We start from the raw sequence: 20,819 nt of genomic DNA on the forward strand, positions 1-20,819 counted from the left end.
AATAAGCAGGCAAAAATATATGAGGCTCTCGGAGTGAAGGTACCAACCTCGTCATGTTAACTCCGAGAATCCAGGATATATGATAGATGATTTTGAAGACTACTTAAAAGAACAGCTTAATAATGAAAATATCCATGTTAATTATGTAAACGCTAAAAAGGTTCTTTCCAAACTTAGTTGAAAAGATTATTATCATCATGTAAAAAACGTGTTATATTAGCATTTACATCATTAAATGTTTATTGGGTCAATAAACTTTGAAAAGAACCGATAGATAGTGTTTACGAAAGAAATGAAAAAAACGCCGGATATTCCGAAAATGCTTATCCGCAAAAAGCAAGGCGCAGTTCAAAAAAACTTCCACCCTTCACGCCACGATAAAACCGAAGCAATGGGAGCATAGCGCCAGCAAAAAGCGCTGTTTATTGCGACAGCGCTTTTTGTGTGCCTTAACCGCCCCCGCATCTCCCATACTTAAAGTAACTGACGGACGCAGCCTGCCTTCTGCTCCGACGGCAGTCATGGAGTGCCTCCAGACAGGGACAGGAGGCGCCATACGCAAAGAAACGCCCAAAGACGCCAAATAATAAAAAAGGGTGCAGACCAAAAAAGAGAAAGGAATCATGATTATGGAAAGACAGGAAAACACGCGTAAGCCAATGAACGAAGTCTGCTTAAGAGGAAGAATCTCACACCTGTATGGGAATGAACGTTTCGGCTCCCTTACGGTACCCTACAATACGATTGTTACAAGAAGGGTTCGTGATAACGGGAATTCCAGATTTGAACAGTCCGTAGAGACTTATTTCCCAGAGGCATTGTTTAACAGTTCCACAAAAACTAAAGGGATCGTCCAGTCTTTTCGGGAGGGGGACTTTGTGCTGATCAGGGGATACCTTGGGGCTTATTCAACCCAGTCCGGGAACGGCTTCACGGAACGTACAGCGATCTATATTGATGAGATCGAGCATGACGCGACACGCATGGAGCAGATGCTGGGCATCAGCGGCTTCGGCAAAAGACATGCCGCTCCGGCTAATGAGATCCGTTTGGAGGCAAAGATCAGCGGGGTTTCCAAACGCAGGGAGGATATCTATGAGATCCGGATGGAAGTCCGGAAAGACGGCCGCTCTTTCGCCGTAACCGGGACGTATTTCCGCGCTCCCCAGGGCCTGGATCAGAAAATCCATCTGGGAGATACAGTGTACGTAATCGGGGCGATGGAAAGTTCACGCAATGAATACCGGGGAAAGGCGTATTTTAACCAGACATTTGTGATTCAGGAGATGGTAACGCAGAAAGAGTTCAACAAGCGTTATAACGCGGCCCAGGAATCCGCCGGGAAGGAAGTAGCAAAATCCGCGCCCCAGGAGACGGAGGCGGAAGCAGAAACCGCCCCCGATACGGCAGAAGCAGAAGCCGGGGCCGGCATGGAACCGGAGGAGATTTCATCACTGTGACACGGCGCAGGATGGGAACAGTTCAGATCAGGAAGAGAACCCATTCAGACATGCAGGCAGAAAACTGCCTGCATTTTTGCTATCCGCAAAACTTCGTCCACTGTAAAAAAATGGCATACTTAAACTGTAAGAATTTACGCACGGCATCCAATTCAGGCGGTGCGGAACCGGAGGAAAATTTTGCGCTATGTCCATATCAGGACGGCAGAATCCCCAAAATACAAGAACCATTGCGAAACGGCTGCTGTGCCGGCAGAAAGGAGCCAGGAAGAATTGAGCAACTGTTATAATTTAAAAGAAGAAATGAAAGAAATCATTAAGGAGTATGGCGGAAAAAATTTCTTTAACGAGCTGAACGCGGCCCGTATCCCTTTCTTTTTCGCTGCCGCGGTCGAGAATACAGAAGAAAAAACAGAATATTTATGCGAATCCATTACGCCTAACGCAATGGGGATACGCCTTGCTGATGACAAATTCGCGGATTTTCTGGATATACGGAACCATGGCTTTGTCACCGTCCCGAGCTTTGACGCGGCTTCGCACAGTACACAGGGACTGAAACTGCTCCAGGAAACAGGGAAAAACCGACAGACATTCTACAGCGATGAAGCATTGCTGGGATTTGCGAAGGGGCAGGGAATCCCGATCGAAGCCGGCGCGGAACCTGATGATGAAGACATGTGGCCGGAATCGGACGGGCTTGGCGTATCCAGGGGCATTGTGGATTCTGTGATTTGCAGTGTTATTGATGAGAATACAATGCCTTCGGGGCAGAAAGGCGGAGAATCTAACAGAATCCCAGTACCGGTATGCTGCGGAGAAATCATGGAGATTACCTGGGGAGGAAGCCATTTCCCGCATAAAAACTATGAAGAGGAATTTGCAAAGATAGATGAACGGCACAAGGGGATACTAAAGGGTGACGGCTCCTTCCTGAAGGCGAAAGAACAGGAAGCAATGTACTACAACATAAGACAACTGCCACAGCCGGCCCCGGAAGAAGGGGGTGCGGCAGAGGGAAAGGGTCGGAGACCGGAGGAACGAAGGATATAGCGTGCCGGTTATAGGTACATCAAACAAAATACAGGGCAGGAACACACTATTTAACCTATGAAGGATAAACAACTGATTTAACATTTGCGGTTATGTTTTATTTTTTGTGATTGAATTGGATGAGAAATGACACGATATGATTGGAAAAATATATGGATTTTTTTGATATATCCATGTATAATAAAAGAAAGTAGGTGGAAGCATTTTATGGAAAATGATAAAGAATTAAAACAGGCAAAGAAAAGAACGGAAAAGATTTATATTGCGGATATTGCAATACAAAAAGCGCCATATATACGATATAAAAACTTTTCAGAAAACAGAATATGATTATGCGACAGTTAGCAAGGGATGTGTTGTCATTATCCAAAGAATTTAATGACAGCAATGAAGTGGCAATTACTTGTGATATTGGTGCAGATATGCCTTTAGATGAATACGGAATCAGTTATGGAACAGAGCATAGCGTGCAAATAACATCAGATACTCTGTCAAACCATATACTGACATCGGCAGATAGCGTATCAGTGATTATCCTGCACAACCATCCCTCATCACAGACATTCTCGCTTGAGGATAAACGTTTTTTCCTTGTTTATTCTACGGTGGCTGTTATTTCCGTGGTGTCAAATCAGGGAACGATTCATTATCTGTATAAGGATAAGCAATATGATTTTCATAAAGCATTTGCTTTGTTTAAGGAATTTGCCGCAAAAGCAACTAAAAATCTTACAGTAAATGAGCATTATGATATAGCGCTTTCTTTTTTGAAACAGTGTGGAGAGGCAGGACTATTTATGAATGAAAGAGGATTTAAAATGAGGGAAGAAGGCTATCTGAATGATTTATATTATGAAGACAGACCAATGCGGCTTGTTGTTCCAGATCCACTTCAAAAGGCAGACGAGCAGGAATTAGAACAAAGTAGGAAGAAAAATCGAGAAATGATAATGGCAATCAGAAAAAGGCAAAGGGAAATGGCGCTCCACAAAGCGCCTGAGTTGCTGGATGATTAGAGCGTATAGTGTTTATTGATAATAAATCCGTTTCATTATTGGCAAAAGAGGGTTGCAGTGGCAATCTTTTTTTGATTTTCCCTGTTTTGACTAAAAACTTGCTTGAAATACAGCAGATCTTTTTATGATACAAGACCGTATAGGAAAATAATAAAAACATATATGTTGATAATTCAACAAAAATATTGATTCTTTCATAATTTCCAGATATAATGAGATTATTGCGTATGGAAATTTTTTGTATTTATGGAGGAAAAAGAAATGGCAGACATCAAAAAAATTGATGCAATGTGGGATGATTCGCCGATTGATGTATCAGCAGAAGTGAATTTTATCTGGTCTATTGTGAATAAATTAAGAGGATCATATCAGAGTGATAAATATAAAGATGTACTTATTCCTATGCGGGATGCGAATATGGCAGGGATATACAATGAAGTCCGGAGTTTCAAGGCGCATGGAAGGGAGCCGGTCACGGCAAAGGATACTGTAAGCTCTATCTGCGAGGCAATGGGGACGATGGACGGCATATATAGTGCGAACGAAACAGACAGGGCCACTATTAAAAAATCCCCCTGCTGCAAAGGGCAGGGGAATTTTACATCAGGCAGTCTGTATTTTTTTATGCTTATGCCATATTATTGTCAGCCGCCTTCCATGCCGCATAGCCGGACATTTCCTTCTTGGAAAAGCTTAACTGCGCCATGGCTGCTTCGATAGAAATACTGTGTTTGCGGGCATATCTTTCCGCAATTTGATACTGCCCGATCGCAATGCCTTTTTCAAGTCCTTTTTCAAGTCCTTTTTCAAGTCCCTTTTTAAGCCCCTTTTCAAGTCCTTCTTTTTCAAATGCATCCAATAAAGTACACATTTTGACCTCTCCTTTCTTGGATTCCCCTACCAGAAACGCTTTATATTGACGGTAACGCTTATCTCCCGTAAACGTATAGAAAAACTCCATTAATTCTGAAACATGGATCCATGCTCTCTGGTCATTATACATTATTTCCTGTTCATTTCCAAGCCTTTTTGCGCGAAAAAACCTTGCGATGATCTGGAAGTCGCTGCTGAATTTCTGGATATCATTTTCTTCCAGGAAAGCGACCTGGACGAGGTTGATGTGGTAGTTGGGGACGTACCGCTTCAGCTCGTCCGGTACGCCTGCCAGCTCCCACAGCGTTGTGGGGCCGTCCCATTCCGTCATCCCGAAATACAGGACGAGCGTCACCACCGGCCACAGAAGCTGGCCTTTAGGAAGCCCCTCTGTGTATTTCGCTTCATTTCCTGACAACCTGTTTTCAGCCTGGAGGAGTTTCGCATTCCTGTCGTATGAGGCATAGTCATATCCCATGCCCCGGACAACCATGAGCCGATCCACGTCGGTCTGGTTCTCCATGCCCCAGACTGCGTAATGCACTCCGTTCCGGATGTCTTCTTTGCAGATGTCGCGGTTCTTTTCATGGTACTGCCCGTCCGCGGCCTTAAAGCGGCTTGCGGTTGGCCCGTCGGCCAGGTACTCCTCTTTTACGTTCCGTTCTCCGTTGTAGACCAGGGTATTAATGATATCTGCGAAGACGTCGTTCCATTCTTCCAGGAGCTTTTCCACCTGGTCCGGGCGGCTTTTTTTTGTTTTGATGCCGGTTTTGTTATTCCGGCTGGTGTTTCGTTTACCCATAAATGGGTTCCTCCTTTCTGGAAAAATCGGAGGCGCCCATGGGCAGCCTCCATTGATGTTTCAGAAGGCATATGCCCCGGAACAGACAAAAATGCCTGTTGCCTGATGTCATGCTGCAGGTTCCTTATATCTGTTCAGTAGAAGTATGGGAATGGGAGGCAGGCATGGGAACGGGGTTTTATAAAAACATGATATTGTCCATTAAACCCTGTGTCCAGGGAATATAGTCAAAAATCTCAATTTTTTCGGCTGCCGGCAATTGGGTAGATGCGGAGATTTGGGAAATGCGGCTAAAGAGCAGGTATGCGGCTTCCCGGCGAACTTGCTGAGGAGGGCGGCTCCCCGAAAACGTTATCCGCATATTAGTCACAATAAAAGCCGGTTCAAATTCGGACAGGGGAGTTTATTCCCGCGAGCAACGAGCCAAGTGGGCATGCTTGCATGCACATTTGGCGACTGCCGCGAGGGTCAAATACCCCGCTGCTCTGCAGCACTGCAAGTTTGACGCCCCGTTGCTTGCAGCGGGGTTGTTGACTGGCGCACGCGGAGAACGTGAAAGAGAGCCGGGAACCCTCCATCCGGATTTTTGAGGGTATCCTGATGGTACGGCTAAAAATGCTGAAAAAACACTATAATCAGGCATACTTCTATAAAATACAGGAAGGGGATCAATATTATGGAAACCATGGATATGATACGCGCCCTATGGGACAAGGATGAGCACGGAGACAACCTGACCATTGTTCAGCTCTCATTAGAGCGAATGGACGAACAGACTGGGGAAACCATCCGGCAGATAGGCGAACTTACGACCAGAGATCCGTTAGTATCCCTTGCAGATATCGGCGGATACACCACGATCCGCATTACTTATAAGTATAACAGCGCCAGTGATTTCAACCGCATGCGGATGATCACGGAGGATTACTCACAGCTTATGACGGAATTTATCCATTCCGGGGAGGGAGGATCTGCCGGAATACCATGCCTGCGGGTGACGGTAAAGCCAATGAGTATCGCGGGCGCGATGATTGCGGCAGTAAACCCGGTTTTCCACAATATCCAGCCCCACGACCCTATGTATGCGGAATGCAACGAGCTGCAGCTTCTGTTCCTTCCGGAAAGCGTCGGATTTTTTGAGGATTCAGGCTTTGACGAAAAAGCCATATCTGATCAGGTACGCGCCGAAATGACAGCGGAGCAGGCAGCCCTACAGAACGCAAAGAAAAAAGAGGAGGAAAAGGAGGCATACCAGCGGGAACGGGAGAAGGAATTACAGAAAGCCCTTCCTGGCGGGTATGGCATGCATGGCGGACATGTACTACAGAATGCCCGCCACGGATTCGGGAAAGACCGGGATAATAAGTAACAAATTGCAGGCGCAAAAGGCCATAAAGCGCAAAGCAAATACCAGCTTTACCAATATTTGAAAAGGAGGATGCGGGCCGATAAGCCCGCCAACCAGAAGCCATGAGAAAACAGATGATCAGGATGGCCGCGCTTATCTGCGTGGCTGCCATGTCACTTATCCCAGTGAGAGTTGCAGCCGCGCCTTCCGGCGCGCCGCAAGCCTTAGAAAGCGGGACAGATGCGTATGGCGAAGGCAAGGGAAACGCGGAAGGCACAGACGACGGCGTCCCGCAGGCGGTCACAGAAACGGGAAGCCAGGGCCATATGACGGCAGAAGACCTGAAGGCGGAAAAACGGAACACACCCAGGGAGGCAGCCGCAGGCACAGAAAAAGATGAAGACGGCCTGGATCCGGGATGTAGAGACGAAAAGCCGTCCTATACTGCGCCGGAAGACAGCAGGCGCGCCAATGTGAGTTTTTCCTTTACAGAAGCTGCTTCCTCTGCCTTCTTTTCAAAGCTTTCTTACCCTTTGTCAATGAGGCTTAAGGAAGTGGATACTGGAGCCAGGGTAACGCTGACAGTCAAGTCGGACGGGCAGATCCTGGAAGTCGAAAAAGGGGATTATATTGTGACTTTCTTAAAGGACAGCGGGAAGATTCCGTTATCTGTGGCGGGCGATACGCTCCATATCTATAAAAACACAGAGTACCCTGTCAGGTTCGCCGCAAATAACGGGCTGAGAATGTTCACGGATTTCCTTGCAGATAACATTTTTTTAGCATGTTTCTTCATTTTTGCCGCCCTGTTTTATAAAAAAGTGATCATCCCCAGATTCGCCAGCGACGCAAAAAGAAGATAAAAAAGCTATCTGCCAAAAACATGTCCCGGAAACATCAGCCATACTTAATGAAGATAAAAAATTTACCATTGCGGGGTGGACACATCATTGAAGTAAGATCAGATCCCCGCCCCATGGCGTTTTCTGTCCATTAAAAGTAAAAATTAAAACAATACCAGGAGGAGTTTTTATGAGAAAGAAATGTCTTTTTCTTGCGGCCGCCATCGCCATGGCTTCCATTACTGTTTCCGGCTGCAAAAAAGAGGAGCAGGAGCCTGCCGGCCCCATAGAGCAGTCCCTGGCCGCAGTGACAGTCAATGAATTAAAATCAGGATGCTATTATGTGAAAAACGGAGGGGATTTTTTTGAACTCCCCACGGAAGGCATGAACTTCGACCCGTCCAGGCCAGCAGAGACGACCACAATGGAGCCAAACGGGATCATCAGAAAGGACGCGAACCGTATTGTGGACTTTGTCTATAAGGATAACGCCATCCCGATCCTATATAAAAATGACCAACTGGTGTTCAAGGCATCCGGGAATGTCCCTTCTTTTACCTGGGAACGGTTCCGTGACCAGGGATATTCCATCGGCCTTTACGGGCTCAACAGTTCCTCAGCGGGGAAGATCCAGTTTGAAAACGGGAAGTCAGGCAACGACGGAACATCCAGCATTACAGCGGCGATCTCTGCGAGCCTGGCGGACGGTATGACCCTGGATAACGGCTTCGTACTGGACAAGATCAATGGGGCATCCCTGACCGGGGACAACTTACGGCCTGGCGGCATTGTGGCGGGACTGACTAAGGATGCTGTTGCCAACTGCGATCTTTATGTGGGTACGGCTCTGATCTCTGCTTGCGCCACAGCGGACATGCGGGCGTTCACGTCCTTCGAGCTGTATACCACGGATCTTTACAGCAATTCCCCGGACGGATACGCCATCATTGACATACCAGACTATCTTAAATCCGGCTATTACTACATCAATAACGCCGGGCTGGTCAAATACTATAACGTGGAGCGGGGAACTGACACAGCAGACATTAAAATGGACGATCCCTACTATTATGAGGACAACAGCGGGAATGTGATGACCTACTATGAGTATCTGGAGAAGACCGGGGCCATCAGCCAGAACACCGAGATTCAGGGTGGGGCTTCCTCACTGGAGGATACCCCGGACATCATGGATTTCAATACTGACGTTACCCAGTCCGGGATCACATTCAATATTGCCTACAAGTTCCAGACAAAGGAAGCGGAAACTGCCGCGAAACAGACTGGAAAGTTCCCGCGTGTCATCCTTGTCTCCCCAACCGGAACCGCTACGGAACTGGCGTCCGGCAAGAACAGCGGTGATGATGAATGGGTTTATATGGGAAGCACCGTGGAAGGCGCAGTGGCAGGCGCCTGGCAACTGAGGTTTTATAATTTTGAAAACCTGTACCGGTCGGTCAGTACGGACATCGCCAGCGGTAACGCCAAATCCTTTGTCCAGTCCGGGAGTTCCGGGCAGATCACAATCCATTATGACGACTCACCCATTGCCAACGATATCACCATCACATGGCAGAACAGCGACCATGCGGCCAGTGTGGTGATCCGGACGCCGGACGGCACGGAATATTCCAGGGAGAAGACCCCGGGCAATCTGATGCTCGATGAGTACGGAAAGGTTGTGTTCAAGCTTCCCGGCCTTACAAACGGCGATTACCAGTTCCTGATCCAGGGAACCGATCTTGGGCGCGTATGGGTGGACAGCGAGGAGTCCGTGTCACTGGATAGCAGCGCCGCCCAGACGGATCCGGAAGATACGGAAGGCGCCGGAACAGAAACAGCAGAAACCAAAGCGGAAGACGGATTCGGGGAAACGGCTGCCCAGGATTAATGCGGTAAAGGAAGCATTGGGATTTTGGGCAACAGACAGTTTTTCCTGATTATAGCTGTCGCCGTAGTGTCCCTGGTATCCATAATCTGTCAGGCTGTCAACGCTGTGGGAGAAGTTTCCGTGGTTATAAACGAAATATACAGTTTTTCAGGCCCGCTATCGCCGCGGGTCTTTTTTTGCCAGGAATCCATATATGGCTGTCCCCATACTTTTTATGGAACTGCAAAAGGCACAGGAGAGATAAAAAAGCTAGAGCGTGTTTGAAAATTCATTCCTGGCATCTGCACGCCCCACTTCGCGGTATATTTGTGCCAAATTCACTTAACGTAGCCCACTACGCCGCGTTCATTTGGCACAAATCTCCCACAAAGTGGCACGCACAGCTACCAGAAAGCAATTTTCAAACACGCTCTAGGAAATGAAGGAGAAGGAACAAAAATGAAGGAAAGAATAAAAGAAAAAGCAGTTGCCCTGGAAAATATCCTATCTGGGACGGATAGAACCAGATCCGCAGGTGAATACCTGGAATCATTCCGGGGACAGGCTTGTGCAACGGAAGAACTGGAAGCTATCGCGCTTGTGCTGGCAAACAAACGGTACATCTGGATGGATCAACACCAGTTTAATGATGACTACCGTACCCGCATCCTGGACTGGCTTTTAAAGCAGGGCGGAAATTCTCTGGCCATTCAGGCCGCATGCGCCACGCTGGCAATAAATAATACCATGCTGAAGGCAGTGGTACTGGGGGAAGATAACACCGAAGAGGCGCTGGAGCAAAAAATCCTGGATGTAGCTGTCAAGGCGGCAGGCAGCGGGGATCCGGCAGCGGCATTCCTGGTTTGGATAGCCGCGGCTGGCTGTTACCCGGTGTTAGCGGGACGGATCGAGGATTTTTTAAGTGACAGAGAAAAGGTACTTTGCAACCGCTGGTATCTGCATCTGGCATCCCATGCGTTTTCCGGAGGTACGCTAAGACCCGGAAAGATGTTTTCGGCATTCTGCGCGCTGAGAGCGAAGAACGTTACGGAATCCACATCTGCTTTCAAAACCCTGCTGAAAATTTACAGAAGGACGGAGATCATGGCCCTCAACATGGCGCTGTTAAGCGCCGGGGCAAATGATATTGTATCTGACAACATAAAGAAGAATTTTCTGTCCGCCATCGCCGGGCTGGATAAAGAAAAAACATTTACAGAGTTTGAGGCCGAAACGCTCCGGGAAATACTTGATGAGCCGTTTTACAGGAAGATCAACGGATCCAATAACACGCAGAAGTTTTTTGAAAATGAAATACGGAGATTTGAAAACACATATCATACGGTGTTTGAAAATACCCGTGAATGGAAGCTCCTGTACCATGCGGTTCCGAACACGATTTCTTTTGAGAAAGCCGGGTTCCTGGCTTTTGATCCCTTAGAGCCGGAAAATATCCTGAAATGGGAGGAATTAAAGCCGTCCCATAAAATAAGGCTCCTTGAATACAGGTGCGGGAGCTTATGTCTTTCTGATCTGAACATCCCATACCCGGAGCAGTGGAAGCGCTCCATGAAAACGGCAAACCGGCTCCTTGACAAAATCAGGCGGGCAGACGGAGAAAAATTCCGGGAAGCCTGGCAGGTTGCGTGGGAATACCGGAGAGGAAACATAGTGAACGCATTGATTCAGTCCGGGCTTATGGAGATCCCAGGAGGGGACGGCAGGTTTTGGCTCCCTTCCGGGAATTACCAGAAAACAGAATTCCAGTATCTGCTCCGTTACCGGGAAAAGCATGGCAGGACGCCAAAGTGGGCATCACAATATATCAGCAGCATGGACAATGCCTACAAGGCTTTCACGTTCGTCAGGGAGTCTCCCTTTTCTTCCGGGGAAAAGAAGGATATCTGCATGGCCCTGCTGGATGCGGCATGGAATTCAACCCCATGTTTTTACTGGAGGCTGGTGCATGGGCTTTTTGACGCGCACCCGGATTTTTTAAAAATGTTCCTGGATGGCGGGGAAATAACTGCCTTGGCGGAAACCCTTATGGGCTGCCCGGGTCTCTCAGATTCTGCTCATGAAACTCTGTCCCGCTACACCATGAGCGAAGCGGAATGGAAACGGAGAAAAGAAGAAGCCGAGAAGGCACAGCAGGAACAGAAAGATTTAGAAAAACTGGAAAGACTTCAGGAATCAGCCAGAAAAACTGTTATGAAGCTCATCCAGGACGCCCATACAAAAAACGATTTTACGATCAGGTGGTTTATTGAACCGTTTATAAAACCGGAACTGGCGAGGATCGCGACCCAGTATGTCAGGGAACAGGATATCACAACCGCAGAAAAAATACAGGCATATGCGGAAATCGCAAACGCCGCGAAATGTGACATCTACCTATTCCGGGAATTAAAGAAAATCATGAAGGAGAGACCATGATAAATTTAAAAATGAACCAGGCCATCAACATAAATGATAATACGGGCAGAGAGGAGCGGCTGAAGCAGATGAAGGGACGTATCCTTCTGAGCGCGGCAGCGGACAGCAGCGATTATCACTTTTCCAGAGAATGGAGGGACAGCGGGATTTCCCAGAGCCTGTCAGGTATCAGACCTGGCAGGGAATACCAGTCAGCTATGACGCTTATGGGGCTTCGGAATCCCAAAGAGTTCCTGGAAGCCATAACCGGCAGCGTAAGCCTGGGGAAAGACGCCGATACGGTGGGAGCGGCAGTACGGATCATGCATAATCTGGAGCAGCATAAACGGAACCTGAATGAAATCCAGCTGCTGCCGAAGAAATGCATGAAGAAATCCTGCATGGAAGCTTATGTCACCGCATTTGCGGGAGCCCTGGATGCCGGGGCGGAAGAGATATTTTTATCCCTGGACGGGAAGAGGCTGGCCCACGCCCTGAAAGAGAAATCTTATGAGGTATACCATCTGTTTCAGATGCTTCCGTTTTTTGAGCGTACAGACTACGTCTTTGATGTCATGGAAAAACGGCGGATAAATACTGTTTTCAGCCATATTATTCCTTCAGCCATGAGTGTGGAGGAAAAACAGATGCTTGGCAGCAGGACGTTTCTCGCAAGCCGTATCCTGACAACTATTAACCCGGGCCTGATCAATGATGCCATATCCGTATGCGCAGCCAACCAGGAAGCGTTTGTGTTTTTGCGGTACTTAGCCCAGACGACTTCGTTCTGGTCATGGAATGACGCAATAAACGGAACGAAAAACCTTACGGACGCAAAACCCTGTATCCAGGCGCTGGAATGTCTGAAAGGGTTTCCAGAGCAACAGACGCAGACCTTCCATTTAATGAATGATGCCTGGTATGATAAAAAATTTATAAACATCCTCTGCAAAAAGATCCAGAACAGCCCGGAAAAGTATCTTTCCGCAACAGAAAGGTTATCCTCCTGTATGATGGCTGCATGGGTTCTGGGGAGAGATGATATCCTGGCGTTCCAGGGAGCCTCCTGGTGGGGGAAAAGACTCGAAGAGACTGTCTTACATGCCATGCTCCACAAATGGAACAGGTTTCTTTCCGGGCTTGCGGATGACAGAAAACTGCAGGATGCGGCCGCTTACCTGGGTACCAAATGCAGCCAGATTGATGCGAACCTTTTGAGCGGCCGGCAGATGATCCGGATCTGCGAGCAGGAGATGCTTTCAGAAAACACGGTCATCCCGGAGTGGATGAAGCCTGCGACATATGACCAGATCCTTGCGTTCCATGAAATCCGGAAAATCCCGAACATCGGCTACAGAGACACTCTTACCAGGATTTTTCAGGAACTGTCAGGGAACCTGAAGCCGGAAACGGCAGGGAAGAGGATGTTCCAGTTCGTGCAGGCACGGAGCAGTTCAGCCATAAAAATGAAAATAGGGCCGCAGGAAGAGGAGGAAATCACCAGATGCCTGCAAAAGCATGATCTTTACGCATGGAGCGCCCAGGTTTACGCGTTCCGGCCCACCCATGCCCTGTCAGCTATGACGCTCCCGTATATCCGGAGTACACAAGCGTTTTCGGAAGCAGAAACAGAAGAAGAGGCGTGGTTTGTTTTAAGGAACCTGGAGCTTTGCAAAGACGGCCTGGAAAGCGCGAAGGAGATCTTCTGCCAGACAGACACGGAGGTGCTCGGTTTAAAGAAAAAATTCCGGTTTGACGACAGCTTTTACCAGAAATATAAAAAAGAATGTACGGACTTTTTCCTGCGCAGCACAGAGATCGCATACACATACGCGGACTGCCTGGGCAAAACAGAGCTGGGTAAATTCCGGCTGATCGTGAAGGCGGCAATGTGCGGAAAACTAAGCGAGCTGAAATACCATGACGGAGATCTGACAAGCGAGATCGGATTTCCGGTAAGCCAGGAGACAACAAAAGCGTGGATCCGTGACCTGGACATTTCCTGTGAGGACAAGTTCAGCGGGGCATGCATGGAGGATTCATCCTTCAACGGAATCATGTCCATAGGCAGCAGGCCGCTTTATACCTGTATGAACTACCGGGACGGGATGTATAAACATTGTCTGATATCCTATTTTGACGCGAATAAAAAAATCCTGTACCGCATGGATGGGAACGGACAGACATTGGCGAGGGCGGTTCTGCGTTTTACAAAAGCTACCAGCGCGGACATAAAAAATGGCAGAAACAGGCTGGATTTTGTAGACGTAGAAGACACTGCGGAAAGCACTGCGGAAAACAGCGCGTTCCAGATTCTGTTTCTGGAGAGGATGTATTCCGGATATCAGGGGAAGGACAAAAAAATACTGGCTGAAAGCCTGCTTAAGGCCGCGATGATGAAAGCGGATGAAATGGGAGCCAGACTGGTGTTGGCAGAAGATTACGCAGGCGTTATGGATGCAGGCCGGGACGCTTTCACGCCGACAAGACTTTCCATTTATATCACGAAATCAAAATCCTCATCGCAATATCTTGACTCCTTTGGAGGAGTGAAGACTTATGACCGCGGTGAGGACAGCTATATGAAAGTAAAGTGTCTCATACACGCATAATAAAACAAAAAGGCTTAAAAAGGCGTCTGGAAACAGGCGCTCTTTTTTATGGAATTATGAAAAAATATCTCCGCGCATATCGCCATACTTCCAGTGGAATCAGACTTATCACAAGACATAGAGAAAGGGGAACATGCAAAAAGGAAAATTAATCAGGAAACAGGACAACCGGCTCCGTATTGAAACAAAGCTCGGACAGCTTGTCGCTTACCCATCTTCTGATCCGGCCCATCCGGGCATCTATATCGACCTGAAACGGGAAGGAGCGCCATGCATGGCTCCGGTCGCCCTGGTCGAATTCACAGATGATGACTGTAGCGACTCCGGACAGGATATCCCGCCCTCCATCATATGCAGGGTATGAGCCAATGCCATGGAGGAGGACTATACGGACGCGGTCGTCTGCCAGAACCTGGATGAGTATTTCAAATAAGAAAACCAGAAAAGAAAAAGCGAGAGAAAAGGAGAAAGAATGGATAGCAAAGCAGAAGGGAAGAAGATACCCGCAGCAGTACATGAAGATTTCGGAGAAAAGATCGGCGGCGCGAGAAAAGACTTATGGAAAGGCCGGGGACTCTATGCGGATGATTTAAGTATCATGAATGACCGCGAAGCAGAAAAATACGTAAGAAAGGACAATATCTGGAAAAAGCCGGATTACGCAGGCATGCGCGATGAAGGGATTCCTCTCTGCGTGGTGTATTTCATCAAAAAGGTGAGGGATGCCGTGATCGCTTCCCCGAAGTATTACAGCAAGGACGATACGCGGGAGAAACGTCTCGCAAGGCAGAAGGAATACATCCGGACAGTCCGGGAATTGCAGGCGGCGGTAGCGGATGTACGCACCGCCGAGGATGCCGCGCAGGCCTGTGACTGCTTCATGGTAGGGAACGGCTATCTAAAACGGAATCATGAATGGATAGGACGGAACGATTACAGCGCCACAGAAAAAGGCAGGGAAAACCCGGCCATCACCAATAAACTGCTGAAAGCCCTGAAAGTTAGTTCTGTTTCCGCTTTTGAGCGGGAGTTTACGCAGAAGGCGGAAAAAGAACAGTTCCTGGTTCAGAAGGAAAAGAAGGCACCGGCAGGCTATTCTATCCGCTTTCATAACAGTGAAACCCCGTATTCCAGAAAAACAGGCGCCTATTATGTAATGAAGGGCCGTTCCATCCTGCGGGCCAACTTCGCAACGCAGGAAGAAGCCCTGAAGTGGGCGCAGGATTTCGCGAAGAAGCACAGAAAAGGAGGGAAGACGCGGTTTGTTCCTCCTCAGCTTGCGCATGTGCGGCGCACAGGGCCGGATTACCGGAAGGGCGCGGAGATTACCGGACAGCAGTATCTGGATAACTTCGGGTTCCGGGGCGGCGAGTTCGGCAACTGGATGAGCCAGAGTGATCGCCAGGCATCCCTCAACATGGGGTTTGAGGCCCTGAAGGATCTGGCGGCAGTAATTAAAGTCAGCGACCAGGACATTTCCTGTCAGGGCACGCTTGCAATCGCTTTCGGCGCCAGGGGCAGTGGAAAGGCAGCGGCCCATTATGAGCCGCTTTGCAAAGTCATCAATCTTACAAAGATGCATGGGGCGGGTTCCCTGGCCCATGAATGGTGGCACGGGCTTGACGATTACCTGGGCGAAAAGATGGGCGCGGGAGGAATGCTCTCAGAACAGCCCAGGCTCTACGCGCCTTTCCAGAAGCTGCTCGATACCATAAAATTTAAGCAGGAGACGCTACAGATTGGACGAGTGGAAACTGATTTCTACCGGAATTCCATGCGTATGGGAGAAGAGTGTGAAAAGGATGGCGGCTATTGGGACAGCAACACGGAAATGACTGCCAGAGCCTTTGCCTGTTATGTCAAGGACAGGCTGCCATACCTTTCGGATTACCTGGCAGGCCATGCGGACTGCGCACTTACCTTCGTGACGGATAAAAACGGGAAAACAAACATCCTGAAAGCCTTTCCGGAAGGAAAGGAACGAGAAGCTATCAACACGGCGTTTGACGCGCTCATGGAAGATTTGAAGCAAAAGGGCATATTGCGATCATGTAAAAAACAGGAGGGCCTGAGATGAGCGATCGAACTATGATGACACTTTCAGCAACACAGAAATGCATTGTCCTGCGGACATTCTCCAGGAACTACTGTTCCCCGCATAGATTTATTTTTATGGGGGAAAAACTGACGGAACTGGAAGAAAAAGGATATGTGATCGTATCTGATATCCTGTCCTTCGCGGAACTGTCATTGCGACAGACCCTGGGACAGGGGGATATTCTGGAAATCGTCTTTACTTGGCTGAGCGATGCCGGGAGGGGAGAGGTTTCCGGCATGAGGGAAACCATCCGGGTTCCCTATAAAAAGTTTAGGGAGTCTGTCACAGACAGCCGGGATAATGGTATCCTGATAAAGCTTTTGTCTTTAAAGGATGATGGCAGACCTGAGATTGTGTTCCAGAGCAGGAAGAACTTGAACATGGTGGCGCAATCAAAAGTATTGCGGAAAAAGTTTGGAAAACTTCTGAATAACCATTTTCTAAGTTGGAGAGGCAGCAGACAGATCACTCTATATGATGATTTTGAGCCTTACAGCTTCTTTTTCCAGGAGAAGACTCCCGATGGGATCGGCATGTGCGGAGGTGTTATCCTTTATAACCGGGAAAACATGAAAAAGGCATACTATGGGATGCATACCTGACATATCTTAAATTAAAGAAGGGAAAATCTATGGTTACATTTAGAAAATTTTAATCCAAATGATCGGGAAAGGCGAATCGGAAGCAGTATTTACCGGATCTGCCTGAACCAAAAGACAAAAAATGGTACATTTACGAGATTCATAACGAAGACGGGGTATGGGCGGGCAGTATGACGTTCCACACCTATGACCTGGGGCGGCTAATCAACATCCTGAACATTTTTTCCAGGGAATGTGAGATCGCTGCCCAGATTATTCCCAAAGTATTTTCTGGAGAAAATAAAAAAAGAGCTGACAGTGTCTAGCTCTTTTTTTATGTGTATGCATAATGATTTAAAAGCGATCTTCCCGGATGCCCTAAAAGATTTGATGACGGATGGATCCCTGTGACTGCGCTTTGGGTATTTTAAGCTCCATATCCCAGATGCGGACGCCATACTTTAACTGAAAATTAATAAGACACAGAGAAAGGAGACGGAAGAAATGATCAGAAAACGGGGAAGTTTTTCTTCGGCGCTGGAATTCGTGAGCCATAACACGGGAATGTCCGAGGAAAAACTGCTGAATGACCAAAAGACATACAGGATCGATGGCCTTGAAGAAGCAAAGGATATGCTGGTAAAAGCCATGGAGGACAGGAAAACCATTTATGTTTTCGGTGATTATGACGTGGACGGTGTGTGCGCCAGCGCAATTATTACGATAGGAATGACGTCTGCCGGATATGGGGAAAAGACTATCGTACGCCTTCCGAAGCGTTTTTCAGAAGGTTATGGGGTATCAGAAAAGGCAGTGGATGAGTTTGAAGCCGGTCAGGTCCTGGTTACCGTAGATAACGGGATCACAGCTATGCCTGCCATCAGGAAAGCAAAAGAAAAAGGCATGCAGGTGCTCGTCATAGACCACCATCTGCCTTTGCAAAACGGGAAAGGCGACCCCACCATCCCGGAAGCTGATCTCATTATTGACCCAAAAGCATTTCCGGGCTCGGCGGATTTCGACGGGTACTGTGGGGCTGGCCTCGCGTACCGCCTTATGGGAGGGATAGCCCGCGACAGCAGGGCTTTGTGGAAGATGATCTGCCTGGCGGCAATCGCGACCATCGCGGATGTTATGCCCCTGACAGGGGAGAACCGGCGGATCGTGAAATATGGACTCGCGGGCATGACAGATATGAACCGCACGACAACTGGCTTATATGCCCTGCTGCTGGCATGCGAATGCGCGGAGCGGGTAACGGAGGAGACGGTTTCCTACAAACTGGCCCCATGTTTAAATGCGCCTGGAAGGCTGTTCGATTATGGGGCTTACGAAAGCTACAAGCTACTGGCTTATGACAGGAACCTTGCGCCAGCGAAGAAAATGGCAAAGCAGCAGATGGAATGGAATAAGACGCGCCGCTCCCTCTCAAGTGAGTGGACCGTCAGGGCAATGGAAAAGGCGGATACTCACGCCCTGATGGGGAAGAAACCCGTCATCCTGCAGATTGACGGTATCCCGGAGGGGATTGTCGGGATCGTGGCCGGAAGGGTGGCGAAACACGTAAAATGCCCATGCGTCATACTGACACAGGCACAGGGCCAGCCAGGCATGCTTAAAGGTTCTGCCAGATCATATGGAGATATCCATTTATTCGACATTCTCAAGGAAGGCGGGGGATTTCTGAAAAGCTTTGGCGGGCACAAGGAAGCGGCCGGGCTTTCTCTTGAAGACAGCAAACTGGAAGCTTTCCGGAGGCGCATCTATGCCGTTTACCAGCAAAGGGTTCCTGAAACCTCCGCGGACAATGATCTTTATTATGATCTGGAAGCCAACGGAAAAGACGGGGAGTCTCTGCGCAGGCTCCTGGAGGAAATACAGAAATACGGACCATACGGACAGGGGAACCCGCAGCCGGTACTCTATATCCGGGAACTCCTGCTCACGCCCACAGGCTCCGGTTATTACCGGTACATAGGAGGGCGCTCCGCTGTACGGATGTCATCCGCGGAACTGGACTGCATATCATTCCATGACGTGGAACAGTTTGAGCGTATCGGCGCCCCGGCCCTGATTGACGTGATGGGGACAGCGTCCATCAACCACTATATGGGGAAGTCCAGGCATCGTCTTGAATTTTCCTATATAAGTGAAAGCCGGACGGCGCAAAGGAAACAGAGCGCGCTGGCGGCCCTTATCGCCCGGAAAGCGGCCGGGCGCTGTCAGTGAGAACGTAAAAGAGAACAATAAGGGGAGGAAAACCCATCAATGGCAAAAGAAAATGAAAAAGCCCGGAAATATGCGGGCCAGCTAATCAGTATCAAACGGAAAACAACCGTCCTCAGTGTAGATGACAGGCTTTCCCATGTGGATGAATCCGCGGAAGCGACTTACCTGGAACTTCTGCATCCAGCCGCGGTATACCGCATGTCTGTCCTTGGCGACATCCAGAAAGGTCTGTCTGTTGTGGCGAACATCCGCCCGGAAGATCTCAGACTGCTGTGGATGCGGCTGAAATTCGCGGAGAAGCAGCTGTTTGACAGGGAGGCGTCCAGGAAAAACAGTACGGGCGCGGATGACAGCGCGGCATCCGGGTCAGATGCTTTTGCAGTTACATTCACAATGGGACGCCTTAAGGGGAAGTCTCCCGGGGCGTTTCTACAGGAGGCCGCCGATAAAGAGGCTGCGGTAAAGGAACTGCAGGCTCAGTACGACTTCCTGTCCAAAAACGCTGCAAAATACAGCGGGAACCAGAGAGTGATGGGCGCTATCAGGAACGCCATTGAGAACTATGAGCTGGGAGTTTTGGACGGGAACGCTCCGGGCGGGTCTTCCTCCGGTGAAAATAATGCCTGTGAAGTGCTGCTGTACGATCCGCCGGAAAAGACATTCCGCAAAGATACAAAGACACTCACTGACGGGCGCACACTGACGAAGTGCTACAAGATACAAATTGCATTCATTCCGTCCAACACATATCCCTACCAGGTGGATATCCGGAACCGGTATGGGCTGATAGATAAGGATCCAGGAAGCGGACTGGAGAAGATCCGGTCTGTGGAAAAAGAAGTCTCGGACTCCAGAGAGTATAAAATGTCACTGACATCAAATGAAATGGTGTCCGTGATCAGCGCCATGGAAGAGAACCTGCATTATTACAAATCATGTGTATACTCCAGCATGCGGGCTTTCGACCATAAGCTTCGGGAATCGAATAGAAAAGCCTGGAAACCGGGAGTAAAGGATAAGAACACTTAGAGTTAGGAATAGATAGTGCAAGGCATTGGCACATCTTTGAACAACCGAACCGCCGCTCGCGGAACCGCATGAGCGGTGGCTCGCGTACCACAATTTGATACAATGCACCCAAGCATGAGTTTGGGTGCAAATTTTAACGATAGAATTTCAATTCTTTCTATTTTACAACGTAATGACGATGTTGAATTGATGCCATAGGAATTTGGATGCTCGCAGGTGAAATTAAAGAGAAATGGCTTAAAATCAAGGGATGTTGAGGTTTGGTGAGCTTCATCGCGGTGGGTGATGGTCTTCCGTTTTTTTTTCGTGTTTTCACGCCGCTTATAACGGGGCGATTGGAGCGAAATTATACTATCACGCAAAAATCAGGGGTTTCTCTGATAGTTTGCAAAATTTGTAATTTGTGCTATTTTCAATGAATGGTTCCCAGCATGAGTGCAGATGGCAATAGATTTTGCAAGAATGTTAAGTTTATAAGAACCCTAAAATTCCGTTCAAATTATACACATATTTAGGGGGAGACTGTCCGAAAACTCGGACAGTTATAGAATGAAAAAAGGGTAGATACATCCGGACAAAAACGGATGATTT

18 protein-coding genes and 1 pseudogene are annotated in these 20,819 nt (G+C 48.4%); 18 read left to right on the forward strand and 1 reads right to left on the reverse strand.

Translation table 11 applies throughout. From position 1 onward, the window contains the following. Positions 1–277 precede the first annotated feature (277 nt). The 6 genes from NFS31_RS26940 (at position 278) to NFS31_RS23380 (ending at position 4,249) form a co-directional block, all read left to right on the forward strand. Entirely contained in the window at positions 278–403 is a 126-nt protein-coding gene (locus NFS31_RS26940; RefSeq protein WP_275563925.1) for a hypothetical protein, read from the forward strand. Positions 404–629: 226 nt separating this feature from the next. Beyond that, entirely contained in the window at positions 630–1,460 is an 831-nt protein-coding gene (locus NFS31_RS23365) for a hypothetical protein (protein WP_251500623.1), read from the forward strand. A gap of 273 nt (positions 1,461–1,733) precedes the next feature. After that, positions 1,734–2,513, forward strand: a complete 780-nt coding sequence (locus tag NFS31_RS23370) for a hypothetical protein (protein ID WP_251500626.1) — start codon at positions 1,734–1,736, stop codon at positions 2,511–2,513. A gap of 207 nt (positions 2,514–2,720) precedes the next feature. Continuing rightward, positions 2,721–2,843 (forward strand): hypothetical protein, encoded by a 123-nt coding sequence (locus NFS31_RS26945; RefSeq protein WP_275563926.1) that lies wholly within the window; start codon positions 2,721–2,723, stop codon positions 2,841–2,843. Between the two features lie 2 nt (positions 2,844–2,845). Then, positions 2,846–3,529: a hypothetical protein gene (locus NFS31_RS23375; protein WP_251500628.1), complete on the forward strand. Its 684-nt coding sequence runs from the start codon at positions 2,846–2,848 to the stop codon at positions 3,527–3,529. Positions 3,530–3,790: 261 nt separating this feature from the next. Beyond that, a complete protein-coding gene (locus NFS31_RS23380; protein ID WP_251500630.1) occupies positions 3,791–4,249 on the forward strand; it encodes a type I restriction-modification system subunit M N-terminal domain-containing protein in 459 nt (152 codons plus the stop codon). Here the strand turns inward: NFS31_RS23380 and NFS31_RS23385 are convergent. Beyond that, entirely contained in the window at positions 4,158–5,204 is a 1,047-nt protein-coding gene (locus NFS31_RS23385; RefSeq protein ID WP_251500633.1) for an Rpn family recombination-promoting nuclease/putative transposase, read from the reverse strand. The genes NFS31_RS23380 and NFS31_RS23385 overlap by 92 nt on opposite strands. 676 nt (positions 5,205–5,880) lie before the next feature. On the opposite strand from NFS31_RS23385, the gene NFS31_RS23390 reads away from it, so the two are divergent. The 12 genes and pseudogenes from NFS31_RS23390 (at position 5,881) to NFS31_RS23440 (ending at position 20,228) form a co-directional block, all read left to right on the forward strand. After that, positions 5,881–6,573, forward strand: a complete 693-nt coding sequence (locus NFS31_RS23390) for a hypothetical protein (RefSeq protein ID WP_251500636.1) — start codon at positions 5,881–5,883, stop codon at positions 6,571–6,573. A 113-nt stretch (positions 6,574–6,686) separates the two neighbouring features. Then, on the forward strand, positions 6,687–7,415 hold the full coding sequence (locus tag NFS31_RS23395; protein ID WP_251500639.1) for a hypothetical protein: 729 nt from the start codon (positions 6,687–6,689) through the stop codon (positions 7,413–7,415). 169 nt (positions 7,416–7,584) lie between these two features. After that, on the forward strand, positions 7,585–9,285 hold the full coding sequence (locus tag NFS31_RS23400; protein WP_251500642.1) for a hypothetical protein: 1,701 nt from the start codon (positions 7,585–7,587) through the stop codon (positions 9,283–9,285). Positions 9,286–9,309: 24 nt separating this feature from the next. Continuing rightward, a complete protein-coding gene (locus tag NFS31_RS23405) occupies positions 9,310–9,549 on the forward strand; it encodes a hypothetical protein (RefSeq protein WP_251500645.1) in 240 nt (79 codons plus the stop codon). Between the two features lie 56 nt (positions 9,550–9,605). Further along, positions 9,606–9,707, forward strand: a pseudogene (locus NFS31_RS28080) (DUF6783 domain-containing protein); the annotation flags it as partial. A 16-nt stretch (positions 9,708–9,723) separates the two neighbouring features. Then, positions 9,724–11,700 carry a hypothetical protein gene (locus NFS31_RS23410; protein WP_251500647.1) on the forward strand — a complete coding sequence of 659 codons (1,977 nt, stop codon included), beginning with the start codon at positions 9,724–9,726 and terminating at the stop codon, positions 11,698–11,700. Further along, positions 11,697–14,291 (forward strand): hypothetical protein, encoded by a 2,595-nt coding sequence (locus NFS31_RS23415; protein WP_251500650.1) that lies wholly within the window; start codon positions 11,697–11,699, stop codon positions 14,289–14,291. The genes NFS31_RS23410 and NFS31_RS23415 overlap by 4 nt, the downstream gene beginning before the upstream one ends. A gap of 133 nt (positions 14,292–14,424) precedes the next feature. Then, positions 14,425–14,655, forward strand: coding sequence for a hypothetical protein (locus NFS31_RS23420; RefSeq protein WP_251500653.1), 231 nt, complete (start codon positions 14,425–14,427; stop codon positions 14,653–14,655). A gap of 108 nt (positions 14,656–14,763) precedes the next feature. Beyond that, positions 14,764–16,368: an LPD1 domain-containing protein gene (locus tag NFS31_RS23425; protein ID WP_251500656.1), complete on the forward strand. Its 1,605-nt coding sequence runs from the start codon at positions 14,764–14,766 to the stop codon at positions 16,366–16,368. Continuing rightward, entirely contained in the window at positions 16,365–16,991 is a 627-nt protein-coding gene (locus NFS31_RS23430; protein WP_251500659.1) for a DUF4120 domain-containing protein, read from the forward strand. The genes NFS31_RS23425 and NFS31_RS23430 overlap by 4 nt, the downstream gene beginning before the upstream one ends. A 483-nt stretch (positions 16,992–17,474) precedes the next feature. Then, complete coding sequence (locus NFS31_RS23435) at positions 17,475–19,199, forward strand: single-stranded-DNA-specific exonuclease RecJ (RefSeq protein ID WP_160303787.1); 1,725 nt, start codon at positions 17,475–17,477, stop codon at positions 19,197–19,199. A gap of 39 nt (positions 19,200–19,238) precedes the next feature. After that, positions 19,239–20,228 (forward strand): hypothetical protein, encoded by a 990-nt coding sequence (locus tag NFS31_RS23440; protein WP_251500661.1) that lies wholly within the window; start codon positions 19,239–19,241, stop codon positions 20,226–20,228. The last annotated feature ends 591 nt before the right edge of the window (positions 20,229–20,819 follow it).

The sequence above is a fragment of the Otoolea muris genome, assembly GCF_943193115.1.
Classification (GTDB): Bacteria; Bacillota; Clostridia; order Lachnospirales; family Lachnospiraceae; genus Otoolea; species Otoolea muris.